Source organism: Streptococcus oralis SK304, from assembly GCF_000287715.1.
GTDB lineage: Bacteria > Bacillota > Bacilli > Lactobacillales > Streptococcaceae > Streptococcus > Streptococcus oralis_Y.
On sequence record NZ_ALJN01000016.1, the window covers coordinates 261,440 to 277,766 of the forward strand.

The following is a 16,327-nucleotide window of genomic DNA, read 5'->3' on the forward strand; positions in this document are numbered from 1 at the left end:
ATGACTAAAAAAAGAGAATTAATCTTAAGATTGGGAGTGGCTGTTTATAGCCTATGCATTGTCTGTTTTTGCTTCACTCCCCAGCCTCAACTTCCTACAGGAGTGGAAACTCCAGGTATTCAAACTTTTGGACGCCTGGTTTTTCTTTTAACTCCCTTAAACTCCCTTTGGAAACTGGGTGAAGTGACTAGTTTGGGACAAGTCATTTGGATCTTTTTGCAGAACATTTTAAATATCTTCTTGCTCTTCCCTCTGATTTTCCAACTCCTCTATCTCTTGCCCTCTTTAAGAAAAACTAAAAGGGTTCTTCTTCTCAGTTTTATACTGAGCTTGGGAATCGAGTGCACACAACTAGTTTTAGACTTTTTCTTTGATTTTAATCGGGTATTTGAGATTGATGATTTGTGGACCAATACTTTAGGTGGTTACCTGGCTTGGGTCCTCTATAAACTACTACATAAAAAAGACAAGGAATTAGAATGAGTATCTTAGAAGTTAAAAATCTGAGTCACGGTTTTGGTGACCGTTCAATTTTTGAAGACGTGTCCTTCCGCCTCCTCAAGGGGGAGCACATCGGTTTAGTCGGAGCTAACGGTGAAGGAAAATCAACCTTTATGAGTATCGTGACTGGTAAAATGCTACCAGATGAAGGGAAGGTGGAGTGGTCTAAGTATGTAACCGCTGGCTATCTGGACCAGCACGCTGTGCTAAAAGAAGGCCAAACCGTGCGTGATGTTTTACGGACAGCCTTTGATGAGCTTTTTAAAGCAGAAGCTCGTATCAATGAGCTTTATATGGAAATGGCAGAAGAAGGAGCAGATATCGATGCGCTGATGGAAGAAGTTGGCGAACTCCAAGATCGTTTGGAGAGTCGTGATTTTTATACTTTAGATGCCAAGATTGATGAAGTAGCGCGTGCCCTCGGTGTCATGGACTATGGTATGGATACAGACGTAACAGCCTTGTCAGGTGGACAAAGAACCAAGGTTCTTTTGGCTAAACTTCTCCTTGAAAAACCAGATATTTTGTTGCTTGACGAGCCAACCAACTACTTGGATGCTGAACACATTGACTGGCTCAAGCGTTATCTCCAAAACTATGAGAATACCTTTGTTCTTATTTCGCATGATATTCCTTTCCTCAACGACGTAATCAATATCGTCTACCATGTGGAAAATCAACAATTGACTCGCTATTCTGGTGACTACTACCAGTTTCAAGAAGTCTATGCTATGAAAAAATCTCAGTTGGAAGCGGCCTATGAACGTCAACAGAAAGAGATTGCAGACCTCAAGGATTTTGTCGCTCGTAACAAAGCGCGTGTCGCAACGCGTAATATGGCCATGTCCCGTCAAAAGAAACTCGACAAGATGGATATTATCGAACTGCAAAGTGAGAAGCCAAAACCGTCCTTTGATTTCAAGCCAGCTCGTACACCTGGACGTTTTATCTTCCAAGCCAAGGACTTGCAGATTGGTTATGACCGTCCTCTGACCAAACCTTTAAATCTTACCTTTGAACGGAATCAAAAGGTTGCCATTATCGGGGCAAATGGTATCGGGAAAACAACTCTCTTGAAGTCTCTCCTGGGTATTATTCCACCAATCGCTGGAGAAGTCGAACGCGGTGACTACCTAGAACTTGGTTACTTTGAACAGGAAGTAGAAGGTGGAAATCGCCAAACTCCTCTTGAGGCTGTATGGAATGCCTTTCCTGCACTTAACCAAGCAGAAGTCCGTGCGGCTCTTGCTCGTTGTGGCTTGACAACTAAACATATCGAAAGTCAAATTCAAGTCTTATCAGGTGGGGAACAAGCCAAGGTTCGTTTCTGTCTCTTGATGAATCGTGAAAACAACGTTTTAGTGCTGGATGAGCCGACCAACCATTTGGATGTAGATGCCAAGGATGAACTCAAACGTGCTCTCAAAGAATACAAGGGATCTATCCTTATGGTCTGCCACGAACCAGACTTTTATGAAGGTTGGATGGACCAAATTTGGGACTTTAACAAGCTAACTTAAAAATGAGGAAAAAAGAAATACAGTATCGAATGTGGATACTGTATTTTTTAGGTTATTTAGGATTTAAAATCGTAGTCTTTCACCACTTCGATACTATCAATGGTGATAGCAGACGTTGGTTTGTCTTTCTCATCTTTTTCAGCTTTGGCAATCTTGTCAACAACATCCATGCCATCGATGACTTGACCAAAGACAGGGTGTTTGCCGTCTAGACTTGGATTTCCACCTTCTTTATAGGCTTCGATGATTTTCTTTGGATACTTGCTGGTAGGGAGTTTAGCTGAAATATCTGTTGAGTTTTGGTTGATGAAGAACTGGCTACCGTTGGTGTTTGGTTGACCAGTGTTAGCCATAGCAAGGGCTCCTCGGATATTGTATAGGTAAGGAGAGATTTCATTTTTGAAACCAGTTCCTTTGTCCTTCGTTTTATCCTTATCATGCCAGATAGATTGGCCCCCTGTACCATCTCCCTTAGGATCTCCAGTTTGGACCATAAAGCCATCGATGACACGGTGGAAGGTGATGCCGTTATAGTAGCCTTCTTTGGCGTGAGTAAGGAAGTTTTCAACGGCTAGAGGAGCGAGTTTAGGGAAGAGTTTAATACGAATATCACCCTGACTTGTGTGGAGAACCACTTCGGCTTCATCTTCAGCAACTTCCTTAGAAAGTTGAGGGAAGTTGGCATTTTCATTGGTTAAAGCGTCATTCAAATCTTTGGCAGCCTGAGCAGCTGCTTTAGAACTTTCTTCAGCTGAGATACTAGAGTCAACATAGTCATCGCCACGGAGACCACGTTGGATACTAGTACATCCAGCAAGGGCTATAGTTGATAGTAAAAGAAGGGTTGCTAGTTTTTTCATTGTTTTCCTCTCAAAAATTCATTTCTATCATTGTACCTTAAAAGTAAGGGGATTTCAAATATTAGTGACAAGGTAGTTTAAGAGGAAGCCGACCAGAAAGTCGCTTGCTTAGAGATTTTTCTTTGGATGACGGTCGATAATGTCCTGGTACTGTTCCAGTATCTGCTCTCCCTTTGGAGTCAATTTGTAACCACGAATTGAAAAGTAACTTGCTAATTCTTCTCCTGAAAAGTTGTCACGAAGGGATTGGTCCAAATCTGGAGCCTTCATCTTAGAAAGTACTGTAACTCTCCTTACTTTTGAGGATATTCTCTTTCATAGTGGTATTTAGATGATCAAGCGAGTCAAAGACAGTTTCGACAAGAGCATAGCCTTTTTCAACAGGTATTTCTAAATTTTTTGGGGCATCAATGCTATAAGTCTACTTGAAGTATTTAGGAAACTAGTTCTTAAGAAAGCTCGTAAAGAATCATAATTAGTAAACGTTAATTCGAAAGAATTACTATATTTTAAAAGAGCACATTTTCAACGGATTTTTTCTTTCGACTTCAATTCCTAATTAATCAATGAACTTAATGCTAGGTCTCGAAAAGAATTATGCTTCCTCTTTCTGTCTGAGTTCAAAGAGGTCTTCTACTTTCAGATTAAAAACTTGAGCAATTTTAAGAGCCATTTCCAACGAAGGATTGTAACGGTTATTTTCCAAGTGCAGAATTGTCTCGCGTCGCATGCCAATGAGGTCGGCTAACTCCTGCTGGGTCATGCCTGTGGACTCACGAACAGATTTGAGATTAGTAATAATCTTGATTTCTTTGGGCATGCTTATCCTATCCATTCTAAGATAAGATAGACAACCGCAAAGATGCAAATCAAGACAGCTATGCTAATAAAGATCTGGCCCATGTAAAGAGTGAGAGACCCCATATACCCAATGATAACTGCTAGGATCATCAGTGCGCCTAGTATAAAAACAAACATCAAGCTAGCCGCCTTGGCTAAATTAGCATAAAAGCGTTCGTCCGGAGTTTCCTTGACATTTTTCAAACAGAAAAAACCAAATACAATCACTTCAATAACGAGGCCAATTCCCAAAATCCATTCTTTAATACCAGAACTTTCGCTTGGGGTCGCAACCCAAATCCCTACTGTATAAAAAATGCTTGCTGCAAACAAAAGTATCGTGTAAAGCTTAGCAGACAAGTCAAAAATAGTCTTTCCTTTACCTTTCTGACTCTTATGAGGCCATGGTTTCATATGTAGCCAGCCCCAAATAGCTACAATCTGACCTAACACTGAAATACCAGCAATAACTAACTTGGGTCCCCAACTAAGATTAGAACCAAATAAAACAGTAAAATCAATAAAGAGAGCTGCGGAAATCATTGTAATGAGGCCACCCGTTTTTTGACTTTTTTTCATGATAGACTCCTTTCCTTATGTTAGAAATATTTAACAATCTTTATGTTATAAATATATCACACTTAAATTTAGAAATCAAGAATTTATGTGCCAAGGTGCAATTATTTGAAAAAATTTTTTAATGAAAGCCTTCGCTAGTCAAACAACTAAAGAATTCTTTGAAGTAATGCATCGGATTTGGTTTGGATAGTTTCGTTAATAATATTTGAAGATTAAGAATTTTTGAAAAATCTAGATACTGTATGAATCTCTACTTTTTTTCTTAGACTGTTATAAAGTCTGTCAGAATAAGCTTTGTAGGTGTAGAAGTTAATTTTTACAGAACTAAATTATTCCCCTATTTAGAATCTATTAATTCATATTTTATAAATTAATTAGTAGATATCGTTCTTAAAATCCTTGATATTTCGCTGTTTTTAGTCCAATTAAAACCTATACTTTTCAAACCAGATCTTATGAAAGCTCGTAAAGCTAGCCAGTTCTCTAAACGTTAAGAACTAGCTACAATACAGCATTTACAATACTTCATGGTCCACACCATGAGGTGTTTTTGATGATTTTAAGCAAAATTCACACCATTTAATTGAAAGTTATTTAAATTAGATGAAAATTTGTTTTCTGAAAAAGTGGAAAAACATTGATTTTACGCGAATTTTGAATCATATTCGAATGGGAGTTTTTGAAATCCTGTTTCGGTGGTAAAAGTTCCAAAGTGAATTCGCTAAAGTAGGATAATATCGCCTGCTAGGAGATTATCTTCTAGTAATTCCATGTTGCGTTTTGGAACAGGCTTGGAATTTAGGAGCCAAGCATCCAAATCACGTTCAGGAGAGATGAAGGGTTTGACTTGATGGTCTTTATAAAATGTTTCTAAAATAGTATTTATGACATTCTCTTTCTGATTTTTCTTTAAAAATATAACAAATTTCTAAATGGTTTAAAAATTTTATAGTCTGTCAAGTTTTTTTCTTGACACCTGCCAGAAATCTGCTATAATAGAACATGTGCTAAATAGCTCAGCTATTTCACCGAAATAAAAAATAAGAAAAGAGACATTAAAAAATGGCAGTTAAAATCCGTTTGACTCGTATGGGTTCTAAGAAAAAACCTTTCTACCGTATCAACGTAGCAGATTCACGTTCACCACGTGACGGACGTTTCATCGAAACAGTTGGAACTTACAATCCACTTGTTGCTGAAAACCAAGTAACTTTGAAAGAAGACCGCGTTCTTGCATGGTTGGCTGATGGAGCTCAACCTTCAGATACAGTTCGCAACATCCTTTCAAAAGAAGGTGTATTGAAGAAATTCCACGATTCTAAATTCTCAAAATAAGTTTAAAGTAGGTTGACAGATGGATACGATTGAAAATCTCATTATTGCAATTGTGAAACCTTTGATTTCACAACCAGATGCCTTAACTATCAAGATTGAAGACACACCAGAGTTTTTGGAGTATCACTTGGATCTTGACCAAAACGATGTCGGTCGTGTTATCGGTCGTAAGGGTCGCACTATCTCAGCGATAAGAACGATTGTCTACTCTGTCCCAACTGAAGACAAAAAAGTAAGAATCGTTATCAATGAAAAATAAAAAAAGCGGGACGGATGTCTCGCTTTTTTTGTGGAGAGCAGAAGATGAAAGATTTAACGTTTAGACAATTACAAGATTATTTACTCGAACATTACCAGCAATCTCGAACTGAGGAAGGCCTCTTTATCAAGCTAGTGGAGGAAGTCGGAGAAGTAGCCGAGGTCTTGAATGGGCGCTCTGGTCGAAAAGAGGGCGTTCAGGACTCGAACGACGAACTAGCCAAAGAACTAGCTGATATTATTCACTACACTGTCGCAATTGCGGCCATCAACGATATTGATCTAACCAAAGCCATCTTTGACAAAGATAAGAAGGCTGCCATTAAGTACCAACATGAACGTGATTTAGAAAAGTTTTTAGACGCTCAAAGCTAATTGCAGTCACTGTTCTTCAACTTGTGAAAATCCTTGGAACGTGATAAAATAAAGGATAAGGTTTTTTAATAAATCATTGTTATAGAATGAGTGGATTTCTTTATGAAGCGGTTTGAAGTAACTACAAAAATTGGCAGTCTCTCTGTTACTTATAAAAAGCAAAAGAAAGTGCTTGTCTGTTTAAATGGCGCAGGTTTGCTACCAAGTTATGAAAATTATTCATTTATACTTGAAAAACTTCCTCCTACAATTGGTTATTTGACAATTGATTTTCCAAACACAGGCAGGAGTCCGATTCATGACCAAGCTGGAAAAAAGCTGGATAATCTTGTAGACGCGGTTTATGAAGTACTTGAAGAATTGGCGATTTCTGAATATATACTTTGTGTACATAGTTTGAGTGGAATTTTAGCTTGCAAATTGATGAACAAATCAATTATTAATTGTCAAGCTTTAGTAGCGATTGAACCGACAACTAAAAAAGTCATGTTTGCTGATTTTTCAGAAAATCCTTATCCAGAAATGGAAGAGCAGATGAGACTGATTGAAGAGTGTGGTCCTGAAGTTTATTTTAAGAACTTAACTCAAGCAACATTTAGCCCTGAAACTAATAAAAGAATATGGGAATTAATGCAAGAAAAAGGCCCAGAGTTGGAAAGGCAAGTTCCAGGATTTCAGATATATTGTGAGATTACTGAGGAAGATTTTGAGAATGTGTCCATAGAAACTCATGTCCCTGTATTTATTTTTTGCCAGGCTTATAGAGAAAAAGAGTACAGAGAGTCAGAATATTGTACTTCCAATACTAAACTCATTTCAGGAGGGAATCACCATTATTTACAATGGTCTGAATCAGAAAAAATTGCGACTATTATTCGAGAATTGTCAGAATAAGATGGAAAGAAGGAGAATACAGGAGACAAGATGAACTACTTTAATGTTGGGAAAATCGTTAATACGCAGGGTCTGCAGGGTGAGATGCGTGTCTTGTCTGTGACGGATTTTGCAGAAGAACGATTTAAAAAAGGAGCAGAGCTGGCTTTATTCGATGAAAAAGATCAGTTTGTTCAAACAGTGATCATCGCTAGCCACCGTAAGCATAAGAACTTTGACATTATAAAATTCAAAGACATGTACCATATCAATGCGATTGAAAAGTACAAGGGTTATAGTCTCAAGGTCGCTGAGGAAGATTTGAACGATTTAGATGATGGTGAATTCTATTATCACGAGATTATCGGTTTGGATGTTTACGAGGGAGATAACTTGATAGGAACCATCAAGGAGATTCTGCAACCAGGTGCCAATGACGTCTGGGTGGTCAAACGAAAAGGTAAGCGAGATTTGCTTTTACCTTACATTCCGCCAGTAGTTCTCAATGTTGATATTCCAAACAAGCGGGTTGATGTGGACATCTTAGAAGGGTTAGATGATGAAGATTGATATTTTAACCCTCTTTCCAGAGATGTTTTCTCCATTGGAACACTCGATCGTTGGAAAGGCTCGAGAAAAAGGGCTCTTGGATATCCATTATCATAATTTCAGAGAATACGCTGAAAAGGCTCGTCATGTTGACGATGAACCTTACGGAGGCGGTCAGGGGATGTTGCTCCGTGCTCAACCCATTTTCGATGCCTTTGATGCCATTGAAAAGAAAAATCCCCGCGTCATTCTTCTTGATCCTGCTGGGAAACAGTTTGACCAGGCTTATGCTGAAGATTTAGCCCAAGAAGATGAACTGATCTTTATCTGCGGTCACTACGAAGGGTATGACGAGCGCATCAAGACCCTGGTAACCGATGAGATTTCCCTAGGAGACTATGTTTTAACTGGCGGGGAATTGGCGGCCATGACCATGATTGATGCGACTGTGCGCCTAATTCCTGAAGTGATTGGCAAGGAGTCTAGTCACCAGGATGATAGCTTCTCTTCAGGTCTTCTTGAATATCCTCAATACACACGCCCATATGACTATCGAGGCATGGTGGTTCCAGATGTGCTCATGAGTGGACACCATGAAAAGATTCGTCAGTGGCGACTGTATGAGAGCCTAAAGAAAACCTACGAGCGCAGACCTGACTTGCTAGAAAACTATCAACTAACAGCCGAAGAAGAAAAAATGCTGGCTGAAATCAAAGAAAACAAAGAATAAAGGAGAACCTTATGCAAGTAATCAAACGTAATGGAGAAATTGCTGAATTTGATCCAGATAAAATTTACCAAGCTGTCCTAAAAGCAGCTCAAACCGTTTATGTTTTGACAGATGATTTGCGTCAAAACCTTGCACAAGTTACTAAAAAAGTCGTTTTGGACTTGGAAGAAGCAAAAGTGGAACGTGCGACTATCAGCATGATCCAATCAATGGTTGAGCACCGCTTACTTGGTGCTGGTTACATTACCATTGCAGAACACTATATCTCTTATCGCTTGCAACGCGATTTGGAGAGAAGTGGTTATGGCGACCATATCGCCGTTCATCTTCATTTTGAACAAGTCCGTTAAGAAAAAGAGTGGGATGCAATGAACATCTCACTCTTTCTTAAATAGACTTTTCTGAGCTTTTTGTACGGTTGAGGGGACGAAACGAAGTCGTTTAATATCACTGATACGAATGATTCGAGTCACGTTTTTTGAAAAATTCTTGACGATAATTTGTTGACGTTTGCAATCATGTTTAACAATATCACCAGTAAAACTTGTCTCAGCGAGTATGATATGAACAGCCGTTTTTTTCTGGATGGCCTGTTCAATTGTGCTAATAAGGGAGTCGTTTTCAGAATAATCTTGTTCATTATGTCCACTGAGAAAGTCTTGTATCTTATCTAAGACTTGCTTGAATGTGTACCTCATAGGCATCTCCCTTCTTATATTCATATTATATAAAAAAATCCCAAAATCCACAAGATTTTTACGAATAGACTAGAGAAAGCATATCACAAAAAGGAGTTAAAAATGGCAGAATTCATATTTAAAATCGAAGAGCATTTGCTAACCTTATCTGAAAATGAAAAGGGTTGGACCAAGGAAATCAACCGTGTCAGTTTTAACGGTGCCCCTGCAAAGTTTGACATTCGTTCTTGGAGTCCAGACCATACCAAAATGGGCAAGGGAATTACTCTTACAAACGAAGAAGTTCAGGTCATGGTCGAAGCTTTTAAAGGCGGGAAATGAAAGAAGGATAGTGAGTTTACTCACTATCCTTTTCTTGTAAAATCATATAGTCTCGAAGAGATATTGTTGTTAATAGGAGAAAAGTTTTTTTAAACCTTTCTGGTGGAGTAGGGTTCTCTTTTCGTATCCAAGCTTCAATAAAAGTGATAATCATATTGGTGACGACATAGGTCATATCATTTTCACTAAAATCGAATTCCTTGTTGTAATGGATGTTTTTTTGAAGCCATTTTGAATAAGCAACTCTCAGAAATTCCTTCCAACCAGGGTCTACTTGAGTTATAAAAAGAGTTCGAATAATATTCCTATTTTCATAAATTAAAGGAATTGCATAATCTGCAAAACACTCAATAGGATTTCCATCCCTTATCAGACAATAATTATTAAATATCTGGAAAATCTGTTGATCGGCCTGTTCATGAATGTACTTGATAATATCTTCATAGTTATGAAAATGTTTTTGGTAAATAGCTTGTCTTGAAATACCAGCTTGTCTCGCAATTTCAGTCATTGTGAACGAGCTACGCTTAGGATTTTGTTTAGCGAGTGTTATCAAAGCAGAAACGATAGAATCTTGAGTATCTTTAGTCATAAGTGTCCTTTCTATGAAATAAATCGTGAATAGGTATCAATATAAATATTAGATAAAATTGACAACTTAAAAGAAACGGTCTGGAAAGAATTGCGCTGATAAAATATTGTGATATTCTTTATTTTTACTAAGAAAATTATAACATAAAATTAACCGTTTTCATAGAGAATTATAAAGAAATGTCTATTTTGTTTGATGTATCAAAAGAAAATTAACTATTTATAGAGGTAGGAAAGAACACAATTTTAACAAATTATAAGTGAAGCAAATTGACACTTTCTAATCTGAAAATATATTAATCCAAACATTATTTAATATGTAAGTGATTTCTAGTTCATACGGTGAAGAAACTACTTTAAAGTAATTATTTAAAATTGATTTCATAATTTATAATTAGTGTATTTTTGACAGAAATATAGGAAATTATTGGTATATTTTTAGTTTCCCAATCCATGTAATATAGAAATACTTAAGATTATTTTATATTCTGTTTAGGACAGATTATGATTTATACTATATTTTAAAATTTATGATATTCTAAAATTTTAAAATACAGATAGCTAAAACATCAATATAATGGTGCCATGTATTCTATGTAAAATACTTGACAAACTGTAAATTTTTTCTTTAAGGAATATTCATGAAAAATTAATATAATACTTGAGGTTATGGTATAATAAGATGAATGATATTTTGCGAGTTTTCATTCATAAGTGAGTAAGAAATCCTATTAAAGATTAAATTAAATCATTACTTTGAGCAGTATTACTAGCCATAGCAAGTAACCGTCGCAGCTACCATAGGAAGAGTCTTATGGTAAATCTAGCAATTGAAAGGGGTGTTGCCTACTGAACAGATGTGACATACTTCTCAATTAAATTTAATCAAATAGAAAGGATTTTTTATGGATAAACTAAAGAAAGTACTAGGTTTTCTAGTATTCCCTCTTTTGCTATTGCTGATGTTCTTCCCGACAGGTGAAGCACATGCTGCAACTGATGTTACCGATAAGGCCCATGTCGAGAAGTTGGAGATTACTATAGCATCTACAGGAAGCAAGACTGAAGGAATTCATGGTTCAAATGATACTTCGATGAAATTGAAATATTCGGGTAAATTCTCATTTCCCAATGTGGCAGTTAATGAAATCAAGAATGGTGATTACTTTATCGTAAAAGCTCCAGATAACTTGAGTTTGACGGATGGTAGTCTGGATTTGATTGATTCGACATCAAATACCAAAATGGGGACTGTCCAGGTGGATAATGCTAACCATCAGCTGGTATTTACTTTCAACGAAAAGGTGGAGGACAAGCAAAATATTCGTGGGGACTTTGTTGCAGAAGCAACTGAAACGCTCAAAAAAGAGGGGAAAACGGTTACCTATGTTTTACCAAATGGTGACAAACAGACCATCACGTATAAAGTGAATAAATATCAAAAGTCCGACGTGATAGGAGAAACCATTACAAAGTACGGTTATAACGATAACAATAAGGCGATAGCACATTTTCAGATGAAGATTAATCGTGCTAAGAAAGATATGACTGGACATGTGGTGAAGATTACAGATGATGTTTCAAAGGGAGCCTTTGCTAACTATGTGGAAGGTACTTTCTATATGCATGAAGCGGAATTCGAAACGACGAATACGAATTCATCTGCTCTTAAACATTTAGGTGATGAATACGAAATCACAACCGATCCGGAGGTATACAAGGCTAACTCAGATAAAAAAGCTTTGTTGACCTTTGTCAACGGGAAACGAGGATTTGAGTTGCTCATGCCGACCAATATGGGAACAAAGAGCTTTTTCTTAACGTATGATACATCCTCACCAGCAGATACTTCAATGATAAGTAACTCAGCGCAGTACTTGATTGATAATCAACCACAACTTATTTGGGAAAACTACGGAGGTAGTATTGGAACCAGAACAGAAGCAACGTTTAATTTAAAGACGGTTAAATCTGTAGGTGCGTCAGTCACAGCTGATATTGCTGGTAAGATCAAAATCACAAAATACGATGAAGCGGATGCAACTGTTAAGTTGGCAGGCGTTGTCTTTGAAATCCGTGAGAAAACCACTAATAATTTGGTTGATACCGTTACAACAGATGCGGATGGGATAGCTGTCTCAAAGGCTCTCAATAATGGTAAGTATATCGTTAAAGAAAAAACTCCTAAATCAGGCTATCAGGTAAATAGTCAAGAGTTCGAAGTGGAGATGAAAGATGGAAAGGGTGTTCCCCTCAATATCTCTAACAAACGTGTGACAGTTGACTTTGAAGCAACCAAGACTTGGGTAAACGGAAAAGCAACTGACTACAAAAAAGTCAAACTCGGTTTGTATGTGCACAAAGAAGGACAAACTGTTGCAGATGCAAAACCTGTTACTGGGAACTACACCCCTGAAGTGACAGAGTCTAATGGTGTTTACACTTATAAATGGAAAAATCAACTTCCTGAACGTGATGTTGATGGAAGCAAGCTAGTTTATTCTGTTCGAGAACTTGAAGATCAGACGCGTCTTCCTCTGAAAGAAGGAGAGAAAGTCAAAGTAGGCGACAACAGCTATGTTGTATCCTATAACGGAAACAACAAAGTCACCAACACTTACGAAGTTCCAAAGACAAACGTGACTGCTAAGAAAGTCTGGAGTGGCGGTCAGGAAACAGTTCGTCCAACTGTCTACTTCAAACTCTATCGTACGCCAGAAGGTGGAGCGGTTGAAGAAGTAGTTGGTGTTAGTCAAAAAGAAGTTCCCAAAACAGATGGAACTGTAGAATGGACAGACCTTCCTGCGACAGATGAGCACGGTGTGAAGTACACTTATAGTGTGATGGAAGTCGATGAAGATGGCAATCTCATCGTAGATACGATAGACGGCTATACTCCAGCACAAACAGCTGATTTGACTGTTACAAATACGTATAGCACTGAACCAGCTGAGGCTGTAATTGAAGCTAAGAAAAAATTGGAAGGCCGTCCAACAGAGCTTCAAGACGAAGAATTTGAATTTATCTTGAAAGATAATGATGGAAAAGAAGTTCAAAGAATCAAGAATAAAGGTACTAATGCTGATGGAACTGGTCGCGTAGTCTTCAAGCCTATTAAATTTACAAAAGAAGGACATTATCAGTACACCATTGTGGAAGCAAAAGCAGGTGAAACTGAAAATGGTATCACCTATGATAATAGAACAGTTCCTGTAATTGTACACGTCTATGATAATGGAAGAGGCCAACTGGTTGCCTGGGTTGAGAAATTAGAAATTTCTCAAGTAGCACTTCCAGCAGCTGAATTTTCAACTTCAGCACCTGGTTCTAATCTTGTACCACCAATCTCTGGTGCCATCAACACCATTACAGATGCCGGAATTCAAACATTCGTCAATACTTATAAGCCTGCTAATGTGAAAGCTCCTGTTTCGGCAACCAAATCATTCATCAATAAGAACACTGATAAGCCAATTCAGCTTCAAGGTGGTGAATTCGAGTTTGCCTTGTTTGAGAAAAATGGTACAGCTCCAATTCAAACAACAACAAATGATGCAGCTGGAAACATTAAGTTTGAAGATTTAGAATTCAATAAAGCTGACACTTATCATTACACCATCGTTGAAAAGAATGCTGGGACAACTGATAAAGGAATCACTTATTCTAACAAGACTATCGAAGTAACGATTAAAGTTGTTGACAACGGTAAGGGAGCGCTTGAAGCAACTGTTACCTATGACAATAACGACAGTACTTTCGAAAACACCTATAAGGCTGAAAATACCAAAGCTGTTCTTGAAGTAGATAAGAAACTAAGCAATCGCAATCTCGAAGCTGACATGTTCGAATTTACATTGACAGACCAAGTTGGTAACGTTGAAAAAGCGAAGAATGGTGCTGACGGAAAAGTTAAGTTCTCAGAGTTGACATTTGATGAAGCAGGTACTTACACTTACACTATTAAGGAAGTAAAAGCTGGCACAACGGAGAATGGTATCACCTACGATGCTAAGACCATCACAGCTAAAGTAACTGTAACCGATGATGGTCAAGGTAAATTGCATGCAACGGTTGAATACAGCAGTGATGGTACAGCTAATAGCACAACCTTCACCAATGTTTACACACCAGCTAAAACACAGGTTCCAGTGAAGAAAGTTTGGAATGATAGTGACAACCAAGATGGTAAACGTCCAGAGTCTATTACTGTTAAACTTCTAGCAGATGGTGTTGAAACTGGTCAAACACGTGAATTGAATGCTGCGAACAACTGGCAAGCTATTTTCACCGATCTGGACGCAGATAAAGGTGGTACTCCAATCGCCTATACAATCGAAGAAGTTTCAGTCGCAGAATATGAGTCTAAGGTGACAGGAGATGCCACAACTGGCTACACCATTACTAATAGCTACACACCAGGTAAGACTCAAGTTCCAGTGAAGAAAGTTTGGAATGATGCCGAGAACCAAGACGGCAAACGTCCAGGATCAGTCACAGTTAAACTTCTTGCCGATGGTCAAGACACAGGTAAGACCCTTGAACTCAATAAAGACAACAACTGGTCAGGAAACTTCACAGATCTTGATGTGAACAAAGCTGGTAAAGCGATTGTTTACTCAGTAGTCGAAGTAACTGTTACTGGCTACAATTCTGAAGTTACTGGTGCCCCTGTATCAGGCTTCACAATCACCAATAACTACACCCCGGAAACAGTTAATGTAAAAGCAACCAAGAACTGGGATGATGCGAATAACCAAGACGGCAAACGTCCAACTAAGATTACAATCAATCTCTTAGCAGACGGTCAGAAAGTTGATTCAAAAGAGATTCAAGCTGCACCAGACGGCACTTGGTCTGTTGAATTTACAAAACTTGCAAAATATAAAGATGGTAAAGAAATCAAATACACTGTAACAGAAGAAGCCGTAGTAGAATACGAATCGACTATTACAGACTTTACCATCACAAACAAATATGCACCAAAAGAAATAGACTACAAGGTAACAAAAGTATGGAACGACGCGAACGACCAAGACGGAAAACGTCCTAAGTCCGTAACGGTTCAACTTTTCAAATCTGTAGGTGGATCTAAAGCAGTAGCCGTTGAAGGTAAGAAATTGACCTTGACAGCTAAGGATAAGACGGACGCTAACACTTGGGTAGCATCATTTACAAAACTTCCACAATTCGAAGCTGGTAAAGAAATTACTTACTCCATCAAGGAAGTGGATGTACCAGCTGGCTACGAATCCTCTGTAACTGGACAAGTGGTAACTAACACCCACAATCCAGATACAGTTATCCTTTCAGGAACTAAGGTGTGGAAAGATAACAACAACCAAGACGGCAAACGTACAACATCTGTGAAAGTTCAAATTCTTAAAAACGATAAAGAAGTCGTTCAAGAAATTGAAGTTTCAGAAGCGACTGGTTGGAAGTTCGAATCAAAAGCACTTCCTAAGTATGAAAATGGTAAACTAATCGAGTACAAAGTCAAAGAAGTGGTTGTGAAAGGATATACTTCAACAATCACAACAGAAAAAGAAGGTAAGTACACCATTACCAATGAATATACACCAGAAAAAATTGCTGTAAGTGGACAAAAGACTTGGATTGACAATAACGACCAAGATCGTATCCGTCCAGCATCTATCACAGTGAAGCTAATTGCGAATGGTAAAGAAACTGGCCAAGAAGCTACAGCCACAGCGGAAACAGGTTGGAAGTATGAATTTACTAATCTGGACCGTTACCAAAATGGTAAGCCAATCGAGTACAAAGTCAAAGAAGTTGGTGTTCCTACAGGTTACACAGCTACTGAAACTGGTATGAATGTGACCAACACCCATACACCAGAGAAAGCATCTGTAAAAGGTAAGAAGATCTGGAAAGGTGATGAAAACCATAAAGACGCTCGTCCATCTTCTATCACTGTGAAACTTCTTGCGGATGGTAAAGATACTGGTAAAACTGCAATAGCTTCAGAAGCAAGTGGTTGGATTTATGAGTTTACAGACCTTGATCGTTACAAAGACGGTCAAGAAATCAAGTACTCTGTAGTAGAAGTTCCGGTTAAAGGTTACACATCTAAAGTAGAAGACTTCAATATCACAAATACATACATTCCAGAAAAACCAACACCAGGTGAACCAAATGAACCAGGAAAACCAGGACAAAAACCTCAACTTCCTAACACTGGTGAAAAAGCATCTAATGTAGCAGTAGTTGCAGGACTTGCTTTGATGGCAGTGACTGGTGGATTGTACTTTGTAAGCCGTAAAAATAAATAATCTCTAG

17 protein-coding genes are annotated in these 16,327 nt (G+C 38.1%); 11 read left to right on the forward strand and 6 right to left on the reverse strand.

Going from position 1 to position 16,327, the window contains the following annotated elements; all coding sequences use genetic code 11:
- Together HMPREF1125_RS08180 and abc-f are read left to right on the forward strand one after the other, a co-directional pair.
- Positions 1 to 483, forward strand: coding sequence for a VanZ family protein (locus HMPREF1125_RS08180; protein ID WP_000163105.1), 483 nt, complete (start codon positions 1 to 3; stop codon positions 481 to 483).
- Positions 480 to 2,021: a ribosomal protection-like ABC-F family protein gene (abc-f, locus tag HMPREF1125_RS08185; RefSeq protein WP_000025417.1), complete on the forward strand. Its 1,542-nt coding sequence runs from the start codon at positions 480 to 482 to the stop codon at positions 2,019 to 2,021. The genes HMPREF1125_RS08180 and abc-f overlap by 4 nt, the downstream gene beginning before the upstream one ends.
- Positions 2,022 to 2,077: 56 nt before the next feature.
- Here the strand turns inward: abc-f and HMPREF1125_RS08190 are convergent, their stop codons facing one another.
- The 4 genes from HMPREF1125_RS08190 to HMPREF1125_RS08205 all read right to left on the reverse strand — a co-directional run bounded on the left by HMPREF1125_RS08190 (position 2,078) and on the right by HMPREF1125_RS08205 (position 4,300).
- Positions 2,078 to 2,881, reverse strand: a complete 804-nt coding sequence (locus HMPREF1125_RS08190; protein WP_000731900.1) for a peptidylprolyl isomerase — start codon at positions 2,879 to 2,881, stop codon at positions 2,078 to 2,080.
- A gap of 108 nt (positions 2,882 to 2,989) precedes the next feature.
- Positions 2,990 to 3,151: a hypothetical protein gene (locus HMPREF1125_RS12765; RefSeq protein WP_002883133.1), complete on the reverse strand. Its 162-nt coding sequence runs from the start codon at positions 3,149 to 3,151 to the stop codon at positions 2,990 to 2,992.
- 325 nt (positions 3,152 to 3,476) lie between these two features.
- Positions 3,477 to 3,701, reverse strand: coding sequence for a helix-turn-helix transcriptional regulator (locus tag HMPREF1125_RS08200; RefSeq protein ID WP_001123662.1), 225 nt, complete (start codon positions 3,699 to 3,701; stop codon positions 3,477 to 3,479).
- A 2-nt stretch (positions 3,702 to 3,703) separates the two neighbouring features.
- Positions 3,704 to 4,300 carry a hypothetical protein gene (locus HMPREF1125_RS08205; protein WP_000749565.1) on the reverse strand — a complete coding sequence of 199 codons (597 nt, stop codon included), beginning with the start codon at positions 4,298 to 4,300 and terminating at the stop codon, positions 3,704 to 3,706.
- A 1,062-nt stretch (positions 4,301 to 5,362) separates the two neighbouring features.
- Between HMPREF1125_RS08205 and rpsP the strand changes: the two genes are divergently transcribed.
- The 7 genes from rpsP (at position 5,363) to HMPREF1125_RS08240 (ending at position 8,770) form a co-directional block, all read left to right on the forward strand.
- Positions 5,363 to 5,635, forward strand: coding sequence for a 30S ribosomal protein S16 (gene rpsP / locus HMPREF1125_RS08210; RefSeq protein WP_000268760.1), 273 nt, complete (start codon positions 5,363 to 5,365; stop codon positions 5,633 to 5,635).
- A gap of 19 nt (positions 5,636 to 5,654) precedes the next feature.
- Entirely contained in the window at positions 5,655 to 5,894 is a 240-nt protein-coding gene (kphA, locus tag HMPREF1125_RS08215; protein WP_000379616.1) for an RNA-binding protein KphA, read from the forward strand.
- Between the two features lie 44 nt (positions 5,895 to 5,938).
- On the forward strand, positions 5,939 to 6,268 hold the full coding sequence (locus tag HMPREF1125_RS08220) for a MazG nucleotide pyrophosphohydrolase domain-containing protein (protein ID WP_000654127.1): 330 nt from the start codon (positions 5,939 to 5,941) through the stop codon (positions 6,266 to 6,268).
- Positions 6,269 to 6,370: 102 nt separating this feature from the next.
- Positions 6,371 to 7,162, forward strand: a complete 792-nt coding sequence (locus HMPREF1125_RS08225; RefSeq protein ID WP_000819213.1) for an alpha/beta hydrolase — start codon at positions 6,371 to 6,373, stop codon at positions 7,160 to 7,162.
- A gap of 30 nt (positions 7,163 to 7,192) precedes the next feature.
- Entirely contained in the window at positions 7,193 to 7,711 is a 519-nt protein-coding gene (gene rimM / locus HMPREF1125_RS08230) for a ribosome maturation factor RimM (RefSeq protein WP_001105879.1), read from the forward strand.
- Entirely contained in the window at positions 7,701 to 8,420 is a 720-nt protein-coding gene (trmD, locus tag HMPREF1125_RS08235) for a tRNA (guanosine(37)-N1)-methyltransferase TrmD (protein WP_025172349.1), read from the forward strand. Before rimM ends, trmD begins: the two co-directional genes overlap by 11 nt.
- 11 nt (positions 8,421 to 8,431) lie before the next feature.
- Positions 8,432 to 8,770 (forward strand): ATP cone domain-containing protein, encoded by a 339-nt coding sequence (locus HMPREF1125_RS08240; RefSeq protein ID WP_001196046.1) that lies wholly within the window; start codon positions 8,432 to 8,434, stop codon positions 8,768 to 8,770.
- Between the two features lie 27 nt (positions 8,771 to 8,797).
- Here the strand turns inward: HMPREF1125_RS08240 and HMPREF1125_RS08245 are convergent, their stop codons facing one another.
- Positions 8,798 to 9,118: a hypothetical protein gene (locus HMPREF1125_RS08245; protein ID WP_001270812.1), complete on the reverse strand. Its 321-nt coding sequence runs from the start codon at positions 9,116 to 9,118 to the stop codon at positions 8,798 to 8,800.
- Positions 9,119 to 9,220: 102 nt separating this feature from the next.
- Between HMPREF1125_RS08245 and HMPREF1125_RS08250 the strand changes: the two genes are divergently transcribed.
- A complete protein-coding gene (locus HMPREF1125_RS08250) occupies positions 9,221 to 9,439 on the forward strand; it encodes a YdbC family protein (RefSeq protein ID WP_000807302.1) in 219 nt (72 codons plus the stop codon).
- A 16-nt stretch (positions 9,440 to 9,455) separates the two neighbouring features.
- Here HMPREF1125_RS08250 and HMPREF1125_RS08255 read toward each other — a convergent pair whose 3' ends face one another.
- The gene (locus tag HMPREF1125_RS08255) at positions 9,456 to 10,031 is read right to left on the reverse strand and encodes a TetR/AcrR family transcriptional regulator (RefSeq protein ID WP_000159199.1); all 576 of its coding nucleotides are present in this window, start codon (positions 10,029 to 10,031) and stop codon (positions 9,456 to 9,458) included.
- Positions 10,032 to 10,935: 904 nt separating this feature from the next.
- On the opposite strand from HMPREF1125_RS08255, the gene HMPREF1125_RS08260 reads away from it, so the two are divergent.
- Positions 10,936 to 16,320, forward strand: a complete 5,385-nt coding sequence (locus HMPREF1125_RS08260; protein WP_000359389.1) for a Cna B-type domain-containing protein — start codon at positions 10,936 to 10,938, stop codon at positions 16,318 to 16,320.
- Positions 16,321 to 16,327: the final 7 nt, after the last annotated feature.